Source organism: Pseudoclavibacter terrae, assembly GCF_008831075.1.
Lineage (GTDB): Bacteria > Actinomycetota > Actinomycetes > Actinomycetales > Microbacteriaceae > Pseudoclavibacter > Pseudoclavibacter terrae.
This window is the reverse complement of record NZ_WBJX01000002.1, coordinates 326,709-343,753: the sequence shown is the minus strand read 5'-3', so window position 1 is coordinate 343,753 and position 17,045 is coordinate 326,709. Positions and strand designations below refer to the sequence as shown.

The following is a 17,045-nucleotide window of genomic DNA, read 5'->3' as shown; positions in this document are numbered from 1 at the left end:
GCCTTCGGCCATGCCCCTCAGCGAGTCGGGCGGCCGAAGGCGCTTGCTGTACTCGTGCCCGCCTTGGACGCACTGGCCGCCGTCGCCGGCGCGAACCACTCGCTGCCGCGGATCTCGCGCATCGCGGCCTTCCGGTGTTCCGGAGCCAGCGTGTCGATGTAGACCACGCCCTTGAGGTGGTCGGTCTCGTGCTGCAGCATCTGCGCCATGAGCCCGGACCCCTCGAGCACCACGGGCTCGCCGTCCAGGTCGATGCCGGTCACTCGCGCGTGCTCGTACCGCGATGTCTTGTTCCAGAGCCCAGGAACCGACAAGCAGCCTTCGTCGATCTCGTCGAGCTCGCCCCAGGCGCTCTCGAGCACCGGGTTGAGCACGTAGCCGGTCGCACCGTCGATGTTGTACGAGAAGGCCGCGAGTCCCACGCCGATCTGCGGCGCGGCGACGCCGGCCCTCCCCTCGAGCGATGTCGTGTCCAGCAGATCGGTGACGAGGCTGCGGATGCGGTCATCGATGACGGTGATCTGCTCGGCGGGCGTGCGGAGCACCGGGTCACCGTAGTAGCGGATGGGGCGAACGGTCACAGTTCCTCCTCGGCGCGCAGCAGCGCGTTCTCGACCACCTCGCTCGCTGCGGGGTGAGGCCAGTACTGGCCACGCGCGAGGCCCCTGATGGAATGCCCGAAGCTCGCCGCGAGGACGAGGGGCTGGAGCAGGACCGCCGCATCAGGACCCACGATGTGTGCCCCGAGGATGGTCGCGCTGCCCCGCGCGATGACGAGTTTACAGAAGCTCCGCTGGTCTTCGAGCGCCCAGCCCCACGCGGTGGAACCGTAGTGGTGCATGACCTCGAATGCGTCGTAGCCCAGCTGCTCGGCGCGCTCGAGCGTCACTCCGAAGCTCGCGATCTGGGGGTCGGTGAAGACCACGTCCGGCACGGGGCCCAGCGTGTTCTTCATAAGACGGCGCCCGGACTCGACGGCGATGTTGTGCGCGACGACTCTCGCCTCGTGGTTGGCGACGTGCTTGAGCTGGTGCTCCGAGTCGATGTCACCGAGCGCGAACACTCCGGGGACCGGGTGGCCGTCACGCAGCACACGCTGGTAGGCGTCCACTCGCAACCGGCCGTCATCGTGGTGGTCGAAGCCGACCTCGTAGGTGCCGAGCGTATCCGTGTTGGGGATGCGGCCGATCGCCACCAGCACGGCGTCGACCTCGATCCGCTCCCCCGCGTCGGTCGTGAGCGTCGCGACTCGACCGTCCTCGGAGAAGTCGACGACGGAGGTGCCGGTCTCGACACGCCAACGCTCGCGGGCGGCCTCCGTGAACGTCGCGGCGACGTCCGCGTCGAGCGAGGAGAGCACGCGCCCGCGCACGAGCTGCGTGACCTCGGAGCCGAAGGCGCTGAAGACGTGCGCGAACTCCGATGCGATCGACCCACCGCCGATGATGGCGAGGCGGCGCGGCGCATCGTCGATGCGCATGATCGTGTCCGACGTGTGCACGAGCGGCGAGCTGAGGGGCACCACATCGTGGTGGCGTGCCCGGCTGCCCGCAGCGATGACCAGCGTCTCCGCGCTCAGCCTCCGCCCGGAGGCGGTCAGCACCTCGCGGTCACCGAGCATCTCGACGCGCTCGCGCACGAGCGTCACCCGCGGGTTCCCGTGCTCCCGGTAGCTCTCCCCGCCCTCGCTGATCTGGTCGATCCGCCCGAAGACGCGGTCGCGCACCTCCGGCCATGAGGGACGCAGGCGGACGTCATGGACGCCCAGCCGCTGCGCGTCCCGTGCGTTCCGAACCACGTCGGCGACGTGCACGAACATCTTCGTTGGAATGCACCCGACGTTGAGGCACGTGCCGCCGAAGTGCGGACCGTCATCGACGATGGCCGTCTTCGGCCCGTCCTCGTCGCCTGGTGGGAGCGTGTTGCCGGAGCCTGCGCCGATGATGAGCAGGTCGAAGTGCTCGGCGGCAGGGCGCTCAGTCATCTGCACGCTCAGCGCCAGGGCGGACGACGACCAGCAGGTCGCCGTTGCCGACCTCGAGCGGCGAGGAGATGGCGAGGCGCTCGACGACGCCCGCGACAGGGGCCGTGATGCCGGCCTCCATCTTCATGGCCTCGATGGTCGCGACGGTCTGCCCCTGCGCCACACGTTCGCCGACCTCGACGCGGAGCGTCACGACTCCGGAGAACGGCGCGGCGACGTGACCGGGGTTGCCACTGTCGGCCTTCTCGCGTTCGATGGTGTCGACCTTGATGCTGCGGTCGCGGACGAAGACCGGACGCAGCTGCCCGTTGAGGGTCGCCATGACCGTGCGCATGCCATCCGCGTCGGGCTCGCCGATGGCTTCGAGCCCGACGAAGAGCTGCACGCCCTTGCCGATGTGGATGACGTGCTCCTCGCCCGGTTCGAGCCCGTAGAGGTAGTCGAGGGTGTCGAGCACGGAGAGGTCGCCGAAGAGCCGGACGGTGTCCTCGTAGCTCGCCGTCGGCTGCGGGAACAGGAGGCGGTTGAGGGTCCGTCTGCGCTCGAGGCTGTCCCCCGCCAGTCCTGCCTCGTCGGCGTCGGAGAGCGGTGTGACCTCGATCCTGACGTCGCGCCCCTCGAGCACCTTGCTGCGGAACGGCTCCGGCCATCCGGCCGGCAGCTCCCCGAGCTCACCGGCCATGAAGCCGATGACCGAATCCGGGATGTCGTACTTTCCGGGGTTCTCCGCGAAATCGGCCGGGTCTGCGCCCACGGCCACGAGGTGCAGGGCCAAGTCGCCCACGACCTTCGAGGACGGCGTGACCTTCGGGATGCGGCCGAGGATCTTGTCGGCTGCGTCGTACATGTCCTCGATGCGCTCGAACTGGTCCGCAAGGCCGAGCGCGATGGCCTGCTGCCTGAGGTTCGACAGCTGACCTCCCGGGATCTCGTGCTTGTAGACACGACCGGTCGGACCCGGGAGCCCGGATTCGAAGGGACGGTACACGAGCCTGACCGCTTCCCAGTAGGGCTCGAGGTCTGTGACGTTCGTGAGGCTGATGCCGGTGTCCCGCTCGGTGTGCTCGAGGGAGGCGACGAGCGCGGAGAGGCTGGCCTGGCTGGTCGTGCCCGACATGGGCGCACTCGCGACGTCGACGGCGTCGACGCCGGCCTCGCTGGCGGCGAGGAGTGTGGCGAGCTGTCCGCCAGCCGTGTCGTGCGTGTGCAGATGCACGGGCAGATCGAAGCGGTCGCGGAGCGCGGTGACCAGCTTCGAGGCTGCCTGCGGACGGAGCAGCCCGGCCATGTCCTTGATGGCGATGATGTGGGCGCCCGCGTCGACGATCTGCTCCGCGAGGCGCAGGTAGTAGTCGAGCGTGTAGAACGGCTCGCCGGGGTCGGCGAGGTTGCCCGTGTAGCAGAGAGCAACCTCGGCGACAGCCGTTCCCGTCTCCAGGACCGCATCGACCGCTGGCCGCATCTGGGAGACGTCATTGAGGGCATCGAAGATGCGGAAGATGTCGACACCGGTGGCAGTCGCCTCGTGGACGAACGCCTTCGTCACGGCCTCCGGGTACGGCGTGTAGCCGACGGTGTTGCGGCCCCGCAGCAGCATCTGGAGCGGGATGTTCGGGACGGCTTCGCGGAGACTCGCGAGGCGCTCCCACGGCTCCTCGCCGAGGAAGCGGAGCGCGACATCGTAGGTCGCGCCGCCCCAGGCCTCGATAGAGAGCAGCTCGGGCGTGAGTCTCGCGAGGTAGGGCGCCGCTGTGACGAGGTCGCGGGTGCGGACGCGCGTCGCGAGCAGCGACTGGTGGGCGTCACGGAAGGTGGTGTCTGTGACCGCGAGGCGCTTCTCGGCGCGGAGCTGGGCTGCGAACCCCGTGGGGCCGAGGTCCAGGAGCTCCTGGCGCCGCCCGGCGGGAAGCGGGACGGAGTTGTCGAGCGCGGGCAGCTTCGTCCGCGGCTCGACGGAAGTCGGGCGCACGCCGTGTGGCGCGTTGACCGTGACGTCGGCCAGCCAGTTCACGATCTTCGTGCCGCGGTCGCCGGGGCGACGGTACTCGAGCAGACCCGGGCGCTTCTCGATGAAGTCGGTCGCGACGTCGCCGCGCTGGAAGTCGGGATCGTCGAGCACACCGAGGAGGAAGGGGATGTTCGTGGCGACGCCTCTGATGCGGAACTCGGACAGCGCGCGTCGTGCGCGCCGCACCGCGGCCGGGAAGTCGCGCCCGCGGGCCGTGAGCTTCATGAGCATCGAGTCGAAGTGCGGCAGCACCTCGGCTCCCGTCGCGATGGTGCCGCCGTCGATGCGGATGCCGGAACCTCCGGCTGAGCGGTAGGTCGTGATGACGCCCGTGTCCGGCCGGAACCCCTGGGACGGGTCCTCGGTCGTGATCCTGCACTGCAGCGCGAAGCCGTGCAGCTCCAGCTGGTGCTGCTCGAGCCCCATGTCGTCGAGGCGCTCGCCGGAGGCGACGCGCATCTGCGCCTGCACGAGGTCGACATCCGTCACCTCCTCGGTGACCGTGTGCTCGACCTGGATGCGCGGGTTCATCTCGATGAACACGTGCTGCCCGGCTCGTGGGCCGGCCGTGTCGAGCAGGAACTCGACGGTGCCGGCGTTCACGTAGTCGATGGACTTGGCGAAGGCGACCGCGTCGGCGTACAGCTGCGCCCGCACCTCCTGCGAGAGGTTGGGCGCAGGCGCGATCTCGACGACCTTCTGGTGGCGTCGCTGGACGCTGCAGTCGCGCTCGAAGAGGTGCACGACGTTGCCGTGCTCGTCGGCGAGGATCTGGACTTCGATGTGGCGCGGGCGGAGCACGGCCTGCTCGACGAACATGGTGGGGTCGCCGAAGGCGCTGTCCGCCTCCTTCATCGCGGACTCGAGCGCTTCGCGCAGGTCCTCCGGGCGTTCGACGCGGCGCATCCCCCGCCCGCCTCCGCCCGCGACCGCCTTGGCGAAGATCGGGAAGCCGATCTCGTCGGCGGCGGCGCACAGCGCGTCGAGGTCGGTGGAGGGCTGGCTTGAAGCGAGCACCGGCACCCCCGCGGCGATCGCCTGGTTCTTGGCCGTGACCTTGTTGCCGGCGGATTCGAGGACGCGAGGGGGCGGCCCGATGAAGGCGATTCCCGCCTCCTGGGCGGCCCGCGCGAGTTCTGGGTTCTCACTCAGGAAGCCGTAGCCGGGGTAGATCGCGTCTGCGCCGGATTCCTTCGCGACTCGCAGGATCTCCGCGACGTCGAGGTAGGCCCGGACCGGCTGTCCCACGGTGCCGATCTGGTAGGCCTCGTCAGCTTTCAGGCGGTGAAGCGAGTTGCGGTCCTCGTAGGGGTACACCGCCACCGTCCGGGCTCCGAGCTCCACAGCAGCACGGAATGCGCGAATGGCGATCTCGCCTCGATTGGCAACCAGGATCTTCTTGAACACCGGTGTTCCACCTTCCGACAACAACGACAGGGGCATGCAGCAACGTGACGCCAGCCTAGTGAATGTAGCCTGGGCTGGTGTTCGTCCTCAGCATCAGTTCCCTCAAGGGCGGCGTCGGCAAGACCACGGTGACCCTTGGCCTCGCTTCCGCCGCATGGGCCCGCGGGCTCAGAACCCTCGTCGTCGACCTCGATCCGCAGTCGGATGTCTCGACCGGGCTCGACGCGCGCGCACAGGATGGCGCCACGATCGCCGACGTCCTCCGCTCTCCCAAGCCGAGCACCGTGCGGGCCGCGATCGCCCGCTCGTCGTGGGGCGAGGGGGGCCACGGCGTCATCGACCTCATGGTCGGAAGCCCGGCAGCGCTGAGCTTCGACACCCCGAACCCGTCGATCCGCGAGATCTGGCGCCTCGAGGAGGCCCTGGCCATCGTCGAAGCCGACTACGACCTGGTCCTCATCGACTGCCCGCCATCCCTCAACGCCCTCACCAGGACAGCCTGGGCTGCCTCTGACCGCGTCGCCGTCGTGACGGAGCCGGGACTCTTCTCGGTGGCGGCCGCGGACCGCGCTCTGCGCGCCGTGGACGAGATCAGGCGCGAGCTCTCGCCGAGGCTGCAGCCGCTCGGCATCATCGTCAACCGAGCGAAGCATCAGTCGATCGAGCACCAGTTCAGGCTCGGCGAGCTGCGCGACATGTTCGGACCGCTTGTCCTCTCCCCCGCACTGCCAGAGCGGACGTCGCTGCAGCAGGCCACTGGCGCGGCGAAGCCCGTGCACCTGTGGCCCGGGAGCTCCGCCGAGGAGATGGCCGCGAGCTTCGACACGCTCCTCGAGCGCATCATGCGCGCGGGGCGTCTCGGCCCATACGCGAACGCGGCCGGCACCGACGACGAAGCCCCGGTGACGCGTGGGCGTCAGCGGGGCCGGTCGAAGAACGAGGGCGCGGCGTCCGGCGGCTAGCTGGCGCGACTTGCGCGGCGAGCGGCGAGCTCGTCAACAGGGTCGATGGTCTGCTGCTCGAAGTCCACGAGCGTCGATTCGACCTCGCGGAGCACCTGGCCGACGAAGATGCCGAAGACGCCCTGGCCGCGGTGCACGAGGTCGATGACCTGGTCGTTCGAGGTGCAGAGGTACACGCTCGCACCGTCGGACATGAGGGTCGTCTGCGCGAGGTCGACGACGCCGGTCTCGTGCAGCTGGTCGACTGCGGTGCGGATCTGCTGGAGCGAGATGCCGGTCTCGAGGAGTCGCTTCACGAGCTTGAGGACGAGGATGTCCCTGAACGAGTAGAGACGCTGGGAGCCAGACCCCTTCGCACCGCGCACGGTCGGCTCGACAAGGCCTGTCCGAGCCCAGTAGTCGAGCTGGCGGTAGGTGATGCCGGCGGCCCGCGCGGCAACGGCGCCGCGGTAGCCGGAACCCGGATCGAGGTCCGGAATGCCGTCGGTGAAGACCAACTCGCCGCCGGTTGGCGCGTCGCCCTGTCCCTGCTCGCTCATGCCTGCACCTTTCACACGTTTTCGACTGGCTCAGCTCCCAGTAGCACTGGGGCGGAAGCAGTGGGTCTTACCACAGGGGAACTTGAGGTAAGTCCCGAGCCGTCTGAGTTGATTCTATTGGAGCGCGTGCGACTCGGCTACTTCCGAACGACAACGATGTGATCCCGAGCCGTCTCGCCCTGAATCTCGGGCTTCAGGATGCGAGCAGCGGCGTGTCGCGACGAGAGCTCGCGCCGTTCGAATCCACCTGACGTTCAAGTGGAGGGTGAACCTACCTGCGACCGCGGACGGCCTGGCGGATGAGCGATCTCCGGACGGATTCGAGGTGCTCAGCCAGCTCGTGGGCCCGCTCGAGCGTCTCGCCACCCGAACGCGCCCGTCGAGTGCTTGTCGACAGGGCCTGCTCGATGAGACCGAACTCGTGGTGCGCTGCGGCGCGGAACGGTCGGAGGTGTCGCGGCTCGATACCGACCTTCTCCAGTTCGACGAGCGTGCTCAGCATCGTGAGCTCGTCGTCCTGGTACCGGCTGGCCGCCGGGATCAACCCAGCGCTCACGGCCTGCTCGAGGAGGGCGGGCTTCGCGCCGGAGCGCTCGAGGAGCTGTGCGCGGTCCAGCACGGTGCCGGCAGCGAGCATCGTCTGCCGCTGCGGTGCCCTCGAACCCGGGAGCTCCGGCTCGAGTCCACGGTCGAGCGCGTCGAAGTACTCAGCGATGACCTTGAGCGGCAGATAGAGGTCCCGCTGCATGGTGAGCACCTCGCGTAGCCGAGCGACGTCGGCGGCGGAGAACTTGCGGTAGCCCTTGGGCGTGCGCTCGGGATGCACGAGACCCTTGTCCTCGAGGAACCGCAGCTTCGACGGGCTCAGCTCGGGGAACTCGACGTTCAGCCGCTGGAGGACCTGTCCGATGCTGAGCATGCGGCCCTGTCCACTGGAAGAAGCCGCCGCGATAGCGGCCACCGTCAGTTCCCGGCAGACGCGGACGTGAGGCTCGTGTCGAGCGGCGAGCTGTAGAACGTGAGGCGGAACTTGCCGACCTGCACCTCTCCGCCGTTCGTGAGCACTGCAGAGTTGATGCGCTCGCCGTTGTAGTAGGTGCCGTTGAGCGACCCGAGGTCGCGCATGTGGAACTCGCGGCCGTGCCTCGTGAACTCAGCGTGACGACGAGAGACGGTGACGTCGTCGAGGAAGATCTCGGCGTTCGGGTGGCGACCGGCGACCTGGAGGTCGGTGTCGAGCAGGAACCTGGCCCCGACGTTGGAGCCCCTGCGCACGATCAGGAGCGCGGAGCCGGAGGGAAGGGCGCTGATCGACTCCATCTCCTCCTTCGAGACACCGCCGGCGATGAGCGCGGCGAGTTGCGCGCTGAAATCGCCAGTGAACGACATCGTCGACGATTGCGTCTGCTCATCGACGACGCCGTCGCCGTCAGGGGTTCGCGCCTCAGCGTCAGACCCAGCCATATTTGCCTCCTCGAGTCGGTGCTCAAGCGTAGCGGAATCGGGGGTGCCCGAATTCCGGTCGGTGAACTGCACAAGCACCGCCAGCCATTGTGCGTCAGACGACTGAGTGTTGTCGAAACGAGCGACCGAATCGTTGCCGGTTTTCACCCTCGGCGTACACTCCCTGGGTGGCACACCTGTCTTCTTCTGACGAGAACGCATCCGACGACCGCTACGGCGGTGATCCCGTCGCACAGATGCGGGCGCGCAAATCCGCCCCGTTGACGCGCAAGGTCCCCATGGCGAGCGGCATGTGGCTCGAGGACGCGGCTACGGGCTTCTACGGGCGCCTCGCCTCGGCCAACAAGCAGACCGTGACGCTGCTGGACTTCGACGGGCAGCGCAAGGCCTTCCCGGCCGATTCGATCTTCCTCCTCGAGGACGAGCCGGTCCTCCTCGGCCCTCCGGTCGCCAAGCAGCCGTCCGGGCGCGCGAGGAGCGCATCCGGGTCGTTCCACGTCGCCGACGCGAAGGCCCGCACCGCGAGAGCGGGTCGCATCTTCGTCGAGGGAAAGCACGACGCCGAGCTCGTCGAGAAGGTCTGGGGCCACGACCTCCGCATCGACGGCGTCGTCGTCGAGTTCCTGCAGGGCGCCGACCACCTCGCCGAGGTGCTCACGGTCTTCGGCCCGAGCCAGACGCGGCGCGTCGGCGTGCTGCTCGACCACCTCGTCAAGGGCTCCAAGGAGCAGCGCATCGCGGACGACATCACGAAGCGCTTCGGCGCATCCCACGTCCGCGTCGTCGGGCACCCGTACGTGGACGTGTGGCAGTCGGTCAAGCCCGAGCGCCTCGGGCTCAAGGCCTGGCCGGTCATCCCCCGTGGGCAGGACTGGAAGAAGGGCATCTGCCGGGCGCTCGGCTGGCCTGCCGAGGAGCAGGCGGACACCGCGAGGGCGTGGCAGCGCATCCTCGAGCAGGTCCGCGACTACCGCGACCTGGAGCCGTCGCTGCTTGGCCGCGTCGAGGAGCTCATCGACTTCGTCACGGAGCCCGGCGGCGCAGGTACCTGACGGCGTAGACCGCACCAGCGGCGACGTGCAGCACCGTGCCGATCGCGAGCATCCACCACGTGATGCCGCGCAGGGGCTCAGCTGGCACCTGAGCGGCGTAGGAGAGCAGGTGGAGCGGCATCGCGACCATGATGAACGCCGACCTGGCCTTGCCGAGCAGGTTGACCCTCCCCTCGCGGACGCGGTCGAGGCGGGTGAGCCCGATCACGAGCAGAGCCACGTCGCACACGAAGATCGTGATGAGGACGAACCACGGGAAGTAGCCCAGGAGCGCAAGCCCGAGGCCGATGGCGATGATGCCGAGTCGGTCCGCGACCGGGTCGAGGATCTCCCCCACTCGTGAGACCTGCCCGAGGCGGCGGGCGAGGAACCCATCGATCCAGTCGGTCGCGCCGAAGGCAGCGAGGCTCAGGGTCGCCGCGAGTGCTCTGCCATCGGCGGCGAGCCAGATCGTGAGCGGCACGAAGACGAGCAGCCGAGCCACCGAGATGGCGTTCGGCAGCGTCACCCACCGCATCGGGGCCTCCGGCTCTCTGCTCACCATGCGCACATTCTCTCAGCGGCCGCACCCCAGCGACTGGGTGGACCAGCGTGTCGCCGGGATGATCGCGTCGTACGCCGACGGCGGACCGCGATTCGCGGACGAGCTCGGACTCGCTACCATCAGCGGATGGACCCCGACGAGCATGGCTCCCCGCAAGCCGGCCCCGCATCCGTGCGCGTCGACGTCTGGCTCTGGGCCGTGCGCATCTTCAAGACGCGCAGCGCCGCCACGGCCGCCTGCAAGGCCGGGCACGTGAAGATCGACGGCGACCGCGCGAAGCCCGCCCAGCGCATCCACGTCGGCGACGAGGTTCGCGTGCGCACGGATCGTGACCGGATCCTGGTCGCGCAGCAGCTACTCAAGAAGCGCGTCGGCGCGCCGATCGCGGCGAAGGCCCTCATCGACAACTCGCCGCCGCCTCCCCCGCGGGAGTTCGCCGCGCCCATCGCGTTCCGCGACCGTGGTGCCGGCAGGCCGACGAAGCGCGAGCGGCGCGAGATCGATCGCATCCGCGGTCGCGACATCGAACCGGAGCCCTGGGGCGCGGAGGAGTGAGCGGGCGGCCGGCGGCCGTGGCGACGTCGATCCGTGCCCGAATCGACCTCCAGCGGGACGAGGCCCCAGCCGGGAACGTCGAGTCCTACGCCGTGATGGCGTTGCGCTCCCCCGCTCGCACCGGCACCGTGAGGCGGTTGTCTGCGGCCGGCGTCGGGCAGACGAACTGGTCGCTGAAGGCGCACGGCGGCAGGTAGGCGCGGTTGAAGTCGATCGTCGTCGACCCATCGGCCTCTGGCGCTGGGACGGTGAGGAACCGGAAACGGTAGCTCTCGTCGCCGCTGGTGGCATCCGCGAAGACAACCTGCAGGCCAGCCTCCGAGTGGTCGGCGTCGATCGAGAACTGGGCTCCGCCCAGCGTGAAGTCGAGCTTCCCGCCGAGGTCCTTCCTGGAGACGTAGCCGTCGGCCTGGAGCACGTCGACCTGCTCGGTCGACGGGCGGAAGGTGGCGGAGACGACGTAGTCGTGACCGGGTGCGTAGCTGTCGATGCCGAGCAGCGCCGCGCGTCCGGGCGCTCCCGGGTCCAGCACGCGAAGCGCCCGCTGGTCGTCGCGAGCGAAGGCACGGAGGATGCGCTCGCCGTCGCGGAGCTCCTCTCCCGCGGTGAGCGCGACCCGGTCCCCGACCGCCTCGCCGGAAGCGTCGGTGTACCCGCTCGAGGCGAGCCCCGTGCCGACGACGGCCCCGTCCGTGATCGTCCAGGCCCCCGCTACGGTGTCGAGCTCGAGTTCGATGCCGTCGGCCAGCCAGTTCGTGGCGACGAGCGCCGCGGGCCCGTACGGTGCTCGGACCGCGCGTTCACGACTGTCGTGCCAGGCCGCCCAGCGCTTGCCGAACTGGTCTCCGGTGGTGGTGCTCTGCTGCGTGGTCATGCTGCTCCCGATCCTGGTTCTCTCTGCTGATGTCGCCGACAAGTCTCAAGGTACTCAGCGCGACGGCGTCGTTCTCGCGAAATGACACGGCGTTGGTCCTCGGGCGCGAGAAGGCGCCCACGAACGGATTCGAGGTGTACGGACCGACGGCGAACCGTCGCGGATGCGCGGTTCCGTCGGCCCGCACGATGCGCGAGTCAGCGCGCCGTACCTCGATGACGCCGGTGGCGAGGCTGCCCTCCGGCGTGACGGCGACGCGCTCGCGTCCCTCACCGGACGCGAGGAGCTGGCGCAGGGCGTCGTTGTCGGTGTGCGCGACGTCGGAGTCCGGGAGCCAGGCGTCGATGAGCGCGCGGGCCGAGACCTCCCGCTCGAGCGTGCTGCCTCTCGCGCGGAACGACCCGGTCTCCTCGTCTTCCCAGACTCGGAGGTCGCCTCCGAGGAAATGCACGACACCGGCTTCGCTGAGCGCGAGGAGCTCGTCGAGGCGGTGCCCGGGTGGACCGGAGGCGACGTAGCTGAAGAAGCCCTTCCACCAGACGCGCACGTCCCCCGCGAGGGATGCGGGTGACCAGTTGGGTGCGTCCTGGAACTCGACGAAGGTCATGTACGAGAAGAGGAGCGCGAGGAAGAGCCCCTGGCTCTCGCTGTGCTCCTGCCGGTTCCTGCGTCGCAGGTCCTCGCGAATGTACGCGTGCAGCGAGGCTGAGACCGACCCGACGTCGGTGGCGGTGGCCCCGCGAAGGGGGTGGTCGAAGGTCGCGATGTCGAGTTCGTCGCTTGGGTCGACGAGCGCGGCGATGACCGCGTCGTGCAGTTCTGGAGACTGCGCGCCGAAACGGTCGAGCTCCGCCCGGAACTCGACCCAGGAGATGCGGACGCGCTCCGGGTGGCCCGTGAACAGCTCCCGGTAGTAGCCGTGCAGCATCTCCTTCGCGAGCAGCGGCCAGAAGTGCGCGCGGAAGTCGAGGATGTCGTGCCGCGCGACGACCTCCCGCGCGATGTCCGGCGTGAAGTAGCGCGTCTCGAATGGCTCTCCCTGCAGCACGCTGGTGACCTTCGAGTGGTACGGGACGCCGCGCCTGGAGCCGACGAGGATGCGCGGCTCGCGTCCTGAGGGAAGGTACGTCAGGCGTCCCTCGTCCGGACTCCGCACGAACGCCCCGCCCCGGCCCTCGGTGAGGAGCACGAGCAGGTCCACGGCGGCGAGTCCGAGCCCGCGGACGATGACGGGCTCCCCCGCTCGAACGGCGCTGAAGTCGGCGTCTGCCGTGAACGAGGGCGGCACGTATGCGAGCTCGTGGCGCGCCGCGAAGTCGCTGAGCTCGGCCGTCCTGGTGCCCTCGTGGACACGTGTCCCCGAGTGGCCGAGGGCGTAGACGACCACGTCGACCGTGAGCCCGTCGCCCGTATCGAGCTCGACCCGCTGGGAGCCGTTCTCGAGCGTCGTGACGCCTGTCACCTGCGCGGTGTGCACCAGCACGGTCAGCCCTTCCGGCGCGGCATCCGCTGCCTGCTCGAAGAACCATCCGAGGTACCGGCTCTGGAGCCGCCTGGTGGGGAAGCTCGCGGGACCCAGTGCCCGGATCTCCGCGGCGAGCTGCGGGGCTTCCGTGTCGAGGTCGTACCCAGGCAGCGCGCCGCGCGTCGCGAGCTGCGCCCACTCGACCAGCGATGGCCCCTCGCGGACGGGTCCCTCGATGGTGCTCGTCTTGTCGGTGAACATCGTGACGTCGGCCGCGAGCGAGTTGAGCTTGAGGAGCCCGGACTGCGCGTCGCGCCAGATGCGCCCGGCGCCTGGCGGGTGCGGGTCGATGAGGTGCACGACGAGCTGACCGGTGTCGTCGGCGTCGTAGTTGGCGACGATGCGTTCGAGGAGTCCGGCGCCGCGCGGGCCCGCGCCGAGCACGGCGATGCAGCGCGCGCCCTTGCTGCTGTCGCTGTCGACGAGTCTGGCGGCTGAGGTCACGCGATGACCTCCAGGACTCGCTCGGCGGGTCGCACACCCGGGATCGCGTCGACGAGCGCCCGCGTGTAGTCGTTGGTGCTGCGCTCGAAGACCTCGTCGACCGTGCCCTCCTCCAGCAGCTCTCCCCCGCGGAGCACGCCGACCCTGTCGGCGATCTGCCGCACGACGCCGAGGTCGTGGGTGATGAAGAGGTAGCTCAGCGAGTGCTCCGCCTGCAAGTCGACCAGCAGCTGCAGGATCTGTGCCTGCACGGAGACGTCGAGCGCCGACACTGCCTCGTCGAGCACGATGAGCTCGGGCCTGAGCGCGAGCGCCCTGGCGATGGCCACGCGCTGGCGCTGCCCGCCGGAGAGCTGCGTGGAGCGCCGCTCGGCGAAGCTCTCGGGCAGTGCGACGTCGTCGAGCAGCTCGAGGACGCGCGCTCGCCGCGACGCCTTGTCGCCGACGCCGAAGGCGCGCAGTGGTTGCTCGATGGACTCGGCGACGGTGAACCGCGGGTCGAGCGAGGAGTACGGGTCCTGGTGCACCAGCCCCGTCCTGCGACGGAAGGCCCTGAGCGCGCCGCCTCGCGCTCCGGCGACCTCGACGCCGTCGAGGCGGATGCTGCCCTGGTCTGGCCGTTCGAGCAGCAGCGCGAGTCGCGCCGTGGTGCTCTTGCCGGAGCCCGATTCCCCGACGAGCGCGTAGCTCTCGCCGCGGGCGATCGAGAACCCGACGTCCTTCGTCGCATCCACGCGTGCCCCGCCTGGGAGCCGGAAGGCCTTGCTGAGGCCGGAGACCTCGAGCACGGGCCTGCTCCGGTCTACCGCGAGGGAGCCCTGCGCCGGCACGAGCCTCGTCGAGTTCCTCGTCGGAGCCGCCGCGACGAGTCGCTTCGTGTATGGGTGCTGCGGGTCCTCGAGCACCTCAGCGGCAGGTCCCGCTTCGACGATCACGCCGTGCTGCATGACCAGGATGCGGTCCGCACGGTCGGCGGCCACGCCGAGGTCGTGGGTGATGAAGAGCACCGCCGTTGAGGCCTCGGCGGCGCGTTCCGCGATGAGGTCGAGGATCTGGCGCTGCACCGTCACGTCGAGGGCGCTTGTCGGCTCGTCCGCGATGATGAGGCCAGGCGAGGCGGCGAGCGCCGCCGCGATGAGGACCCGCTGCCGCATGCCGCCGGAGAACTGGTGCGGGTACTGGGCCGCGCGCTTCGCGGCGTCCGGGATGCCCGCATCCGCCAGCAGCTCGACGGCCCGCGCCCGCGCCTCCTTCTTCGTCGCGAGCCCGTGGATGAGGAGCACCTCGGCAACCTGCGAGCCGACCGTCTGCAGCGGGTTGAGCGACGCCGAGGGGTCCTGCGGGATGAGGCCGATGCGGGCGCCGCGCACAGCGCGCCACTCGAGCGGGGTGAGGGCCGTGAGGTCGAGTCCGTCGTAGCGGAGCGCATCCGCGCTGACGTCGGTGCTCGACGGGAGGAGGTCGACGATCGACTTCGCGACGCTCGTCTTGCCGGAGCCCGACTCGCCGACGATCGCGACCTGCTCGCCCGGGTAGACGTCGAAGGAGACGCCGGCGACGGCGAGCGTCGTGGCCCCCTTGTAGGCGAGCTGCAGGCCGCGCACGGAGAGCAGTGGCTCGGCGGGACCCCCGCCGGCGGTGGGTGACTGCGTTACGGTCATGAGCGGTCTCCTCGGTCTTGGAGCCAGCGGGAGAGGCGGGCGGTGGAGAGCACGACCGCGACGATCACGAGGCCGGGCAGCGTCGTGAGCCACCAGGCGGCCTGCAGGTAGTCGCGGCCCTCGGAGATGAGCGCGCCCCACTCGGGCTGGGGCGGCGGGGCGCCGAAGCCGAGGAAGCTGAGCGCGGAGATGGCGAGCACCGCTGCGCCGAACTCGATGGCGGCCAGCGCGAGCACCGGGGTGATCGCGGCGGGCAGCACCTGGCGGAAGATGATGCTCGGCCAGCGGGCACCTGACAGCTTCGCGGCCTCGATGTAGCCGGCCGTCGCCACCGAGAGCACCTGTGAGCGCATGATGCGTGCGAAAGCCGCGGTCGAGGCGAGGCCGACCGCGATGGCGATGTTGAGGGTCCCGAAGCCGAGCCCCGTGATGATCGTGAGGGACAGCAGCAGCGCCGGGATCGCGAGGATCACGTCCATGAACCGCATGATCGCCTCGTCGACGAACCCGCGAAGGTAGCCCGCGAGCAGGCCGAGGAGCGCGCCGGTGCCGAGGGCGATGACCACGGCGAGGCCGGAGGCGAGGAGCGTGGTCTGCGACCCGAAGATGAACCGAGCGAGCGTGTCGCGCCCGAGGTTGTCCGTCCCGAACGGGTGCGCGGCGCTCGGCGGCTGCAGGCGGTCGAGGAGCGTGCCGTTGATGGCGTCGTACGGCGTGAAGACGGACGGGATGATCGCCCAGGCGATGACCGTGGCGAGCACGGCGAGCGCGAGGATGAGGGACGGCAGGCGCAGGAGGCCGCTGAAGCGTGCGAACGACGACGGCTTGACCGCCTCCGGCACCGGCTGCGGCGTCCGCTCAGCGATTATCTGTTCTCGCCCGTCCGGGGCGTCCCGGTGTTCCGGGTTGTCCCCGGCGCTGGGTGCGACGTAGCGTTCCGTGCGGCTGAGCGGGGCGAGGCCCGGCTCGGTCTCGAGAAGTCGCTGGCTCATGCTGGGACCTCGTTCTTCCTCGCGGCAGCCGGCTCGTTCGGGACGAGCCCGGGCGTCGGCTGGGGCGTTGATCGCCCCTTCGACGAGGGGCGCTGCTGTTTCGTGGAATGCGTCAGGCGCGGGTCGATGAGCGGGTAGAGCGCGTCGACGATGAGGTTGGTCACGACGAACACGACCGCGGCGAAGACGACAGCGATCATGACAAGCGGGATGTCGCGGTTCGCGACGGCCGTCACGATCATGCGGCCGATGCCGTCGCGGGAGAAGACGGTCTCGGTGACGACGGTGCCGGCGAGGAGCTGGCCCACGAGCACGCCGCCGATCGTGAGGGTCGGGAGGGCCGCGTTGCGCAGAGCGTGGCGGACGAGGATGCGCGTGTCTCCCGCGCCCTTGGCCCTCGCCTGCTCGACGAACGGCCGCGCGAGCGTCTCGTGGAGGCTGCGCGTCAGCACCTGCGCGAGGTAGGCCCCCGTCGGGATGGACAGCGTGAGCGCGGGCAGGATGAGCCCGACGATTCCGGTGCTTCCGAAGGCCGGCACCCAGCCGAGCTGGAACGAGAAGACCTGCAGGAGCAGCAGGCCCAGCCAGAACGTCGGGACGGCGATGGCGAGCGACGGCAGCGACTGGAGGATGCCGCGCAGCCAGGACGACCGGACGAGGTTGCTGACGAGCGCGAGGCCGACGCCGCCGACGATGGAGAGGACAAGCGCTGCGCCAGCGAGCGTGGCCGTGGACGGGAGGGCGCGGGCAAGTACCTCGGTTGCCGGGATGCCGTTCTGGACGGAGCTGCCGAAGTCGAGCACCAGGGCCCCGCCGAGGGCCGCGAGGTACTGCTCGTGGAACGGGGCGTCGAGCCCGAGCTCCGCACGCAGCGCCTCGACGGCCGCAGGATCGGCCGCGCCTTCACCTCCACCGGCCGCGGCCACTGCGGCCGCGTCACCGGGGAGAAGGTAGAGCAGGAGGAACGAGAGCGTGAAGGCCGCCCAGAGGACCAGGATCCCCAGGGCGAGCCTGCCAGCGAAGTAGCGGACCAT

General features: G+C 69.8%; 15 protein-coding genes. 3 read left to right on the top strand and 12 right to left on the bottom strand.

Features of this window, described 5'->3' with window-relative positions:
- Nucleotides 1–17 precede the first annotated feature (17 nt).
- Genes def through F8O03_RS07840 form a run of 3 tightly spaced genes read right to left on the bottom strand, consistent with a single transcriptional unit; the run spans nucleotide 18 to nucleotide 5,399 of the window.
- Nucleotides 18–581, bottom strand: a complete 564-nt coding sequence (gene def / locus F8O03_RS07850) for a peptide deformylase (RefSeq protein ID WP_151423384.1) — start codon at nucleotides 579–581, stop codon at nucleotides 18–20.
- On the bottom strand, nucleotides 578–1,984 hold the full coding sequence (locus F8O03_RS07845) for a mycothione reductase (protein WP_151423383.1): 1,407 nt from the start codon (nucleotides 1,982–1,984) through the stop codon (nucleotides 578–580). Before F8O03_RS07845 ends, def begins: the two co-directional genes overlap by 4 nt.
- Nucleotides 1,977–5,399 carry a pyruvate carboxylase gene (locus F8O03_RS07840; RefSeq protein ID WP_151423382.1) on the bottom strand — a complete coding sequence of 1,141 codons (3,423 nt, stop codon included), beginning with the start codon at nucleotides 5,397–5,399 and terminating at the stop codon, nucleotides 1,977–1,979. The genes F8O03_RS07845 and F8O03_RS07840 overlap by 8 nt, the downstream gene beginning before the upstream one ends.
- Before the next feature lie 77 nt (nucleotides 5,400–5,476).
- Here F8O03_RS07840 and F8O03_RS07835 point away from each other — a divergent pair, with 77 nt between their 5' ends.
- A complete protein-coding gene (locus tag F8O03_RS07835; protein ID WP_151423381.1) occupies nucleotides 5,477–6,361 on the top strand; it encodes a ParA family protein in 885 nt (294 codons plus the stop codon).
- Here F8O03_RS07835 and F8O03_RS07830 read toward each other — a convergent pair.
- The 3 genes from F8O03_RS07830 to F8O03_RS07820 form a co-directional block, all read right to left on the bottom strand.
- Nucleotides 6,358–6,900 carry a MerR family transcriptional regulator gene (locus F8O03_RS07830; protein WP_104252811.1) on the bottom strand — a complete coding sequence of 181 codons (543 nt, stop codon included), beginning with the start codon at nucleotides 6,898–6,900 and terminating at the stop codon, nucleotides 6,358–6,360. The two genes, F8O03_RS07835 and F8O03_RS07830, sit on opposite strands and share 4 nt — an antisense overlap.
- Nucleotides 6,901–7,171: 271 nt before the next feature.
- Entirely contained in the window at nucleotides 7,172–7,819 is a 648-nt protein-coding gene (gene ftsR, locus F8O03_RS07825) for a transcriptional regulator FtsR (protein WP_151423380.1), read from the bottom strand.
- Nucleotides 7,820–7,863: 44 nt separating this feature from the next.
- Nucleotides 7,864–8,364, bottom strand: a complete 501-nt coding sequence (locus tag F8O03_RS07820) for an FHA domain-containing protein (protein ID WP_104252809.1) — start codon at nucleotides 8,362–8,364, stop codon at nucleotides 7,864–7,866.
- A gap of 236 nt (nucleotides 8,365–8,600) precedes the next feature.
- Between F8O03_RS07820 and F8O03_RS07815 the strand changes: the two genes are divergently transcribed.
- Nucleotides 8,601–9,416, top strand: a complete 816-nt coding sequence (locus F8O03_RS07815; RefSeq protein WP_104252968.1) for a DUF3097 family protein — start codon at nucleotides 8,601–8,603, stop codon at nucleotides 9,414–9,416.
- On the opposite strand, the gene F8O03_RS07810 is transcribed toward F8O03_RS07815, so the two are convergent.
- Nucleotides 9,388–9,960 carry a CDP-alcohol phosphatidyltransferase family protein gene (locus tag F8O03_RS07810; RefSeq protein WP_151423379.1) on the bottom strand — a complete coding sequence of 191 codons (573 nt, stop codon included), beginning with the start codon at nucleotides 9,958–9,960 and terminating at the stop codon, nucleotides 9,388–9,390. The two genes, F8O03_RS07815 and F8O03_RS07810, sit on opposite strands and share 29 nt — an antisense overlap.
- 126 nt (nucleotides 9,961–10,086) lie before the next feature.
- Here F8O03_RS07810 and F8O03_RS07805 point away from each other — a divergent pair, with 126 nt between their 5' ends.
- Nucleotides 10,087–10,515, top strand: a complete 429-nt coding sequence (locus F8O03_RS07805; RefSeq protein ID WP_104252807.1) for an RNA-binding S4 domain-containing protein — start codon at nucleotides 10,087–10,089, stop codon at nucleotides 10,513–10,515.
- An 85-nt stretch (nucleotides 10,516–10,600) separates the two neighbouring features.
- Here the strand turns inward: F8O03_RS07805 and F8O03_RS07800 are convergent, their stop codons facing one another.
- The 5 genes from F8O03_RS07800 to F8O03_RS07780 are packed head-to-tail and all read right to left on the bottom strand — an operon-like array spanning nucleotide 10,601 to nucleotide 17,045.
- Nucleotides 10,601–11,389 (bottom strand): DUF1684 domain-containing protein, encoded by a 789-nt coding sequence (locus F8O03_RS07800; RefSeq protein WP_151423378.1) that lies wholly within the window; start codon nucleotides 11,387–11,389, stop codon nucleotides 10,601–10,603.
- Nucleotides 11,316–13,358: an FAD/NAD(P)-binding protein gene (locus F8O03_RS07795; RefSeq protein ID WP_208851823.1), complete on the bottom strand. Its 2,043-nt coding sequence runs from the start codon at nucleotides 13,356–13,358 to the stop codon at nucleotides 11,316–11,318. Before F8O03_RS07795 ends, F8O03_RS07800 begins: the two co-directional genes overlap by 74 nt.
- Complete coding sequence (locus F8O03_RS07790) at nucleotides 13,355–15,019, bottom strand: dipeptide ABC transporter ATP-binding protein (protein ID WP_151423377.1); 1,665 nt, start codon at nucleotides 15,017–15,019, stop codon at nucleotides 13,355–13,357. The genes F8O03_RS07795 and F8O03_RS07790 overlap by 4 nt, the downstream gene beginning before the upstream one ends.
- Entirely contained in the window at nucleotides 15,016–16,011 is a 996-nt protein-coding gene (locus F8O03_RS07785; protein WP_151423376.1) for an ABC transporter permease, read from the bottom strand. Before F8O03_RS07785 ends, F8O03_RS07790 begins: the two co-directional genes overlap by 4 nt.
- On the bottom strand, nucleotides 16,008–17,045 hold the full coding sequence (locus F8O03_RS07780) for an ABC transporter permease (protein WP_151423375.1): 1,038 nt from the start codon (nucleotides 17,043–17,045) through the stop codon (nucleotides 16,008–16,010). The genes F8O03_RS07785 and F8O03_RS07780 overlap by 4 nt, the downstream gene beginning before the upstream one ends.